Origin of the sequence: Paraburkholderia sp. RL17-347-BIC-D (assembly GCF_046027915.1) — a bacterium.
Lineage (GTDB): Bacteria > Pseudomonadota > Gammaproteobacteria > Burkholderiales > Burkholderiaceae > Paraburkholderia.
On the sequence record NZ_JARESS010000165.1, the window covers coordinates 1 to 1,665 of the forward strand.

The window sequence follows — 1,665 nt, forward strand, 5'->3', positions numbered from 1 at the left end:
GCGGTAAGTCACTTCAGTTCCCGGGCAAAGAAGGCCGATGCTTTCCTGAGAAACTTCACAGCATCAGGTCACTTTTGCCTGCAGGACATAGCCGAGTGATTCGGCACGGCGTGTCAGGTTGTTCAGGACCCGCTGCCGGTAGCGTTCTTCATAGTATGCGGCACCGGGATCGACATACTCCATGCCGTAGCGCAGCGTGTTGTAGAACAGCACGGCGATCTTGCGCGCCGTGGCGGTAACTGCCTTCGCCTTGCCAATGCGGGCCGACAGTCGGCGGTAGAAGCCACCCAGCGCCGTGTCGGTCTTGCCCACCGTCACTGCGGCAAGACGCAGCGACGCAGCAGCTTTGCTGGAAGAACGACGTGTCTTTGATGAGAGGATCTTGCCTCCCGATATCTTGTTGCCGGGCGCCAGGCAGAGCCAGGATGTGAAGTGTTTGACTGTCGGCCAGCGCGACATATCGTTGCCGCATTCGGCGATGAGCTTGAGCGCCATGTAAGGTCCTAAACCGTGAATCTGCGTCAGATCGACGCCCAGCATCCCGTACAGTGCAGCACGCACATCGAACGGGAAATCGTTCGACTGTTTGCCGCGACGCCGTGCAGCCGGTAGCGGCGCGGTGACCGGCTCGACCCTGGTCTGCAGTTGCCGGAGCGCGACATCGATTCGCCGGTCGCATTGCGCTACCTGGGTCTGGTAAAAATCGTAGAGGGCCACCGCCTGGGTCAGTTCGAACACGTGCTCGGGCTGATAGTGACCAGCCAGCGCCTCGCGGATGGTCTCGACGGAGGCCTTGCAACGTCTGTCGCGATGCTTTGCGAGGACATCAGTATTGCGCTCACCGGCCACGATCGCCCGGATGATCTTCATGCCGGTAACGCCTGTGATGTCCTGAACGACGTGATGCAACTGTACGTTCATCTGCATCAGCGCCTTCTGCATGTGCTGGATGTGGGATGCAGCGTATTCCAGCAGGCGCTCGCGCTGCCGCAGATAGGACCGTAGCGTAGCCACATCCTGCCGGGGACGGAAGCTGGCGCGCAGCAGTCCGTACCGGTGCAGCTTCTGGAGCCACTGGGCATCGTTCACGTCGGTTTTGCGCCCGGGCACGCCCTTCGCCTCCCGGGCATTGACGAGCGATACCTCGAAGCCATACGACTCAAGGATCTGGAACACGGGAAGCCAATAAATTCCGGTGGACTCCATCACGACAGTCGTGACCTTGACCTGCCTGAGCCACCTGGCAAGTTCGTGAAGATCGGTGGTGAAACTGCGAAATGAACGCACTGGCTCGGAGGTCCATTCGGGCCCAACGGCGACAACATGAAACTGTGCACCAACATCAATGCCGGCGGCATGCGGATTGATAACGGACATATCCGCGTGGCGATCGGTCGTTTGTCTTGCCTTGCTCTGTGCCATGACAGCCCTCCACATCAATGGAAGTGCCAAAGGGCGGGACAGCGGGGTAGATCATTTTCCTGAACGGGATCGCCTTGCGGCGTCACCAATGCCGCGGCCGCATCAGTCCCTGGACCATGTTTTTTAACGGGATTGGTCACCAATAAGCAGACGGCCGCTCCCTTCGGCTATGCCAGTGTAGTCTGCCGCCCCGGAGTTTCTGCTCCTTGGGAAGGGCATGGCCCTTTGGAAGTTTTTTAGCAG

Annotated in this window: 1 protein-coding gene; it reads right to left on the minus strand. The window is 59.5% G+C overall.

Annotated elements, in window-relative coordinates:
* Positions 1–63 precede the first annotated feature (63 nt).
* Positions 64–1,422 (minus strand): IS110 family RNA-guided transposase, encoded by a 1,359-nt coding sequence (locus P0D96_RS47885; RefSeq protein WP_408321309.1) that lies wholly within the window; start codon positions 1,420–1,422, stop codon positions 64–66.
* Positions 1,423–1,665 lie beyond the last annotated feature (243 nt).

Coding starts and splice junctions, on each gene's coding strand:
- P0D96_RS47885 (WP_408321309.1), bottom strand. CDS start 1,422: ATGGCACAGAGCAAGGCAAGACAAACGACCGATCGCCACGCGGATATG.